We start from the raw sequence: 5,029 nt of genomic DNA, 5'->3' as shown, positions 1-5,029 counted from the left end.
CGGGATGTGCTGAGTGTGATGGAGTGTAGCTGAGTTGTTGTGGGAGTTGTGTTGTGCAGGCAGGAGTCGGCATACGAGAGTCCGACACGTGACTGGGGTGCAGACGTGTGCTCGTCCGAGCTGCTGGCGTGCATCGGCCGCACCATCCGGGTGCCGGGCCGACGGCGCTTTGGCCCGCGTCGGCGCGGGACTTTTAGGTACATTCGACATGGGGGCGCATTATAATCCCGCCCATGAATTCCCAAACCGACCTCCCCCCCGCCCAGACCGGCGCCACGACGCCGCCGGCCGCCGACGACTCGGCCGCCAGTCACGCGCAGTTCGTCGACTGGATGCGCTCCGTCGCGCCCTATATCCACAAGTTCCGCAACAGCACGTTCGTCGTGGGGTTTGGCGGCGAGGTGGTGCAGCAGGGGCTGCTGAATGCGCTCGTGTCCGACATCGCACTGCTGCAGGCGATGGGCATCCAGATCGTGCTGGTGCACGGTTCGCGCCCGCAGGTCGAGGAGCAGTTGAGCCTGCACGGTGTCGAATCCGAGTTTTCGCACGGCCTGCGCATCACCGATGCGCGCGCGCTCGAATCCGCGAAGGAAGCGGCCGGTGAAGTGCGTCTCGACATCGAGGCCGCGATCAGCCAGGGTCTGCCGAACTCGCCGATGGCGCACGCGCACATCAGCGTCGTGTCGGGCAACTTCGTGACCGCGCGGCCGGTGGGGATTCTCGACGGGGTCGATTTCGCGCATACGGGCATCGTGCGCAAGATCGACGCCGAATCGATCCGTCATTCGCTCGCGAGCCGCAAGCTCGTGCTGCTGTCGCCGCTCGGCTTCTCGCCGACCGGCGAAGCGTTCAACCTGTCGATGGAAGACGTGGCGTCGGCCGCCGCGATCGCGCTGCGCGCCGACAAGATCGTGTTCCTGACCGACGGCCCCGGCATCGTCGACGACGAAGGCGAGCTGATCCGCGAAATGTCGCTCGACGCGGCGGCCGAGCTGCTCGATTCCGGCAACGTCCAGGGCGACGACGCATTCTTCCTGAAGCATTCGATCCGCGCGTGCCGCGGCGGCGTGACCCGGGCGCACCTGATCCCGCAATCGCTCGACGGCAGCATGCTGCTCGAACTGTTCCTGCACGACGGCGTCGGCACGATGATCTCGTACGAGAACCTCGAAAGCCTGCGCGAAGCGACGCCGGACGACGTCGGCGGCATCCTGTCGCTGATCGAGCCGCTCGAGTCGGACGGCACGCTGGTGCGGCGCGGCCGCCACCAGATCGAACGGGACATCGACCACTTCTCGGTGATCGAGCACGATGGCGTGCTGTTCGGCTGCGCGGCGCTGTATCCGTACCAGCAGGAGAAGATCGGCGAGATGGCGTGCCTGACGGTCGCGCCGGAAGCGCAGGGCTCGGGCGACGGCGAACGCCTGCTCAAGCGCATCGAGCAGCGCGCCCGCGCGCGCGGCCTCACGCATATCTTCGTGCTCACGACGCGCACCGAGCACTGGTTCCTCAAGCGCGGCTTCGTCAAGGTCAGCGTCGACGACCTGCCGGAAGACCGCCGCAAACTCTATAACTGGCAGCGCAAGTCGCTCGTGCTGATGAAACAGCTCTGAGCGCAGGCACGACTGCCCTCCCCCAGACCGATTACAGGAGAAGTACACGATGGCTCGAATGATCCAATGCGCGAAGCTCGGCAAGGAAGCCGAAGGCCTCGATTTCCCGCCGCTGCCGGGCGAACTCGGCAAGCGCATTTACGAGAGCGTCTCGAAGGAAGCGTGGCAAGGCTGGCTGAAGCAGCAGACGATGCTGATCAACGAAAACCGCCTGAACATGGCCGACCCGCGCGCGCGCCAGTACCTGATGAAGCAGACCGAGAAGTACTTCTTCGGCGACGGCGCGGACCAGGCGTCCGGCTACGTGCCGCCGACGGAAGGCTGATGACGCGTTGACGCGCGGCCGGTGCACGTTGCCGGCCACGCGCGACAGAAAAAACGGCACCGTGTTTCGCACGGTGCCGTTTTCTTTTGGGAACGCGCGTTCGGCACGTTCCGGCCTCGCGCGGGGCGGTATGCCGTGCGGCTCAGCCGGCCGGCTTCAACGCGCCGCCCTCGCCCGGCTGCGTGTTCCCGTCGGCCACCGGTTCCGCGCTGCCGCCTTCGGCGCCCCATTCGGCCGCGTCGCTGCGTTCGGCCGTCGACAGTTCGTCCGCGCGATATCCGGTGCGATTCAGCAGCGCCAGCATGCAGACGAGCGACACGAGCGCGTAAAGCCCCGATGCGACCGCGACGCCGACGATGCTGCCGGTCGAATTGAGGATCGCCTGCGCGAGCACGGGCGTGCCGCCGCCGACGACGAGCGCGCTCAGCTGGTACGCGAGCGACAGGCCCGTGTAGCGGATGTTCGCCGGGAACACGCGCGCGAGCACGCCGCCGACCGCGCCATAGAACATCGCCGACGGAATCGTCGAGATGCACATGCCCGCGACGGCCACCCAGTACGACCGTGTCGCGAGCGCATGGAACATCACGGGCATCAGCACGATTTCCGGAATCAGGATCCAGCACATCGCGCGGCGCATGTCGACCTTCGACACGAACCACGCGCCGACCGGCTGCATCAGGAACTGCACGATGAGCGAGATCGACAGGATGCCGAGGAACGTGCCCTGCGCGTAGCCGAGCTCCTTCGTCGCCCACGACAGCGCGAACGTGCTGCGGAAATACGTGACGTTGATCACCGGCAGTGTGCCGGCCGCGAGCAGCACGACGACCCAGTGATCGCGCACGACGTCGCGCAGCGGCAGCTTCACGGTGCGCTTGCGCGCGAGCACGCGCTGCATGTCGGCCGACTCCTCGAGCTTCAGCCGGATCACCATGCCGATGATCACGAGCACGGCCGACAGCAGGAACGGAATGCGCCAGCCCCACATCAGGAACGACGGCGTCGGCAGCGCGCTCAACGCGAAGAACGCGGCAGTCGCGAGCAGGTTGCCGGTGGGCGAGCCCTGCTGCGCGAACGCCGCATACAGGATGCTGCGATGCTTCGGCGCGTTCTCGCTCGCGATCAGCACCGCGCCGCCCCACTCGCCGCCGACCGCGATGCCCTGCAGCACGCGCAGCACGACGAGACCGGCCGGCGCCCAGACGCCGATCTGCGCATAGCCGGGCAACAGGCCGATGCCGGTCGTGGCCAGCCCCATCATCACCAGCGTGATCACGAGCGCGGTCTTGCGGCCGACACGATCGCCGAGATGCCCGAACACGATGCCGCCGAGCGGCCGCGCGGCGAAGCCGGCCCAGAACGTGACGAACGCCAGCAGCGTCGCGACGCCGGGATCCATCGTGCTCGCAAAGAACACCTTGCCGAACACGAGCGCAGCGGCCGTGCCGTAGATGTAGAAGTCGTACCACTCGATCGTGGTACCGACGAACGCCGCGAAGGCGGCGCGGCCGGGCCGCGGTTGCGTCGCGGCGGTCGGGGATTGCTGACGGCTCATCGATGTCTCCATGTTTGCGTGTCGGGGGCGCGACTGTCGCGTGCCTTTCCCGGGTGGCCGGCATCGCGCCGCCGGCCGGCGGCGTTGTATCGGTCGGGGCGCCTAGCCGGGGGCCTCCCTCAGCACGCCGGCATCGAGCAGTTGCTGCTGGAGCGCGGGATCGACACCGAGGCGATCGAGCACCGCGCGCGTGTCGCCGCCGAGTGCGGGCGGCGGCGAACGATAGGTGGCCGGCGTGCGCGACAGCTTCACCGGCGACGCCGTGCCGCGATACGCGCCGATCTCGACGAACAGGTTGCGGTGCAGCGCATGCGGATCGCGCGCAACGTCGGCGACCGTTCGCACCGGCCCGCACGGCACGCCGGCCGCCATCAGGTCGCGCGCGAGCGGCTCGCATGCGTGCGCGGCGAGCCGCGCTTCCAGTTCGGCCTTCAGCTCGGGCCGGTACGCACGGCGGCTGCGGTTGTCGACGAAGCGCGGATCGCTTGCGAGCGCCGGCACGCCGAGATGCGCGACGAGCCTCGCGAACTGCCGGTCATTGCCGATCGCGAGGAAGATCGGCACGGTCGCCGTGCGATAGCTGTCGTACGGCGCGATGTTCGGATGCGCGTTGCCGCTGCGCTCCGGCACGCGCCCCGAGCCGAAGAAGTTCGGCAGGTGCGGATGCAGCAGCGACACGCCGCAGTCGTACAGCGCGATGTCGATCGACTGGCCCTGCCCGCTCTTCTCGCGCTCCGCGAGCGCCAGCAGGATGCCCGCGAGTGCATTGAGGCCCGTGACCATGTCGACGATCGGCAGACCGATGCGCGTCGCGTCGCCGTCGCGCTCGCCGTTGACGCTCATCAACCCCGCCATCGCCTGGATCACCGCGTCGTAGCCGGGCAGCCCGCCAAGCGGGCCACCTTCGCCGAAGCCCGTCACCGCGCAGTGGATCAGTCGCGGGAAGCGCGGCTGCAGGTCGCGCGCGTAATCCATGCCCCAGCGCGCGAGCGTGCCGGGCTTGAAGTTCTCGACGAGCACGTCGGCTTCTTCGAGCAGACGCCACAGGATCGCGCGCCCCTCGTCGCGCGACAGGTCGAGCGCGAGCCCTTCCTTGTTGCGGTTCACGCCCATGAAATACCACGCGGTATCGCCGAGGAACGGCGGCCCCCAGCCACGCGTCTCGTCGCCGTCCGGCGGCTCGATCTTGACCACCGTCGCCCCGTGGTCGGCGAGCGCCTGCGTGCAGTACGGGCCGCCGAGCACGCGGCTCAGGTCGACGACCTTCAGGCCGTCCAGTGCGCCACGCGTCATGCTCATCGTTCGACCTCCGGCAGCAGGTCGAGCGCGGTATCGAGTGCGATCGGCGTGCCGCGCAGCAGCGCGTCGTACGCGGCCGATTCGTCGTCGCGCGATGCCGGCGCGAGCGGATCGACCGGCAGCAGCTTGTGGCGCACGATCAGATGCGCGAGCGCGAGCCGCCGGAAATCCGGCGCGAGCCGCACGCCTTCGCACGCCATCAGCACGGCCGCGCTCGCGTAGTACAGCGCGGAC

4 protein-coding genes and 1 pseudogene are annotated in these 5,029 nt (G+C 68.5%); 2 read left to right on the top strand and 3 right to left on the bottom strand.

Translation table 11 applies throughout. The features are described 5' to 3' along the window. Positions 1–233: 233 nt before the first annotated feature. A complete protein-coding gene (gene argA, locus G3N93_RS34450; protein WP_174941821.1) occupies positions 234–1,613 on the top strand; it encodes an amino-acid N-acetyltransferase in 1,380 nt (459 codons plus the stop codon). A gap of 49 nt (positions 1,614–1,662) precedes the next feature. After that, entirely contained in the window at positions 1,663–1,938 is a 276-nt protein-coding gene (locus tag G3N93_RS34445) for an oxidative damage protection protein (protein ID WP_006478357.1), read from the top strand. 142 nt (positions 1,939–2,080) lie between these two features. On the opposite strand, the gene G3N93_RS34440 is transcribed toward G3N93_RS34445, so the two are convergent. The 3 genes and pseudogenes from G3N93_RS34440 to G3N93_RS34430 form a co-directional block, all read right to left on the bottom strand. Then, on the bottom strand, positions 2,081–3,496 hold the full coding sequence (locus G3N93_RS34440) for an MFS transporter (RefSeq protein WP_206134971.1): 1,416 nt from the start codon (positions 3,494–3,496) through the stop codon (positions 2,081–2,083). A gap of 102 nt (positions 3,497–3,598) precedes the next feature. Beyond that, entirely contained in the window at positions 3,599–4,795 is a 1,197-nt protein-coding gene (locus G3N93_RS34435) for a CaiB/BaiF CoA-transferase family protein (protein ID WP_206134970.1), read from the bottom strand. After that, positions 4,792–5,029: pseudogene (locus G3N93_RS34430) on the bottom strand (DNA alkylation response protein); the annotation flags it as partial. The pseudogene G3N93_RS34430 and the gene G3N93_RS34435, both read right to left, overlap by 4 nt.

The organism is Burkholderia sp. Se-20378 (assembly GCF_017104665.1).
GTDB classification, from domain to species: domain Bacteria; phylum Pseudomonadota; class Gammaproteobacteria; order Burkholderiales; family Burkholderiaceae; genus Burkholderia; species Burkholderia lata.
Note: the sequence above shows the minus strand (reverse complement) of the source record. Positions and strands in the feature narration are given on the sequence as shown.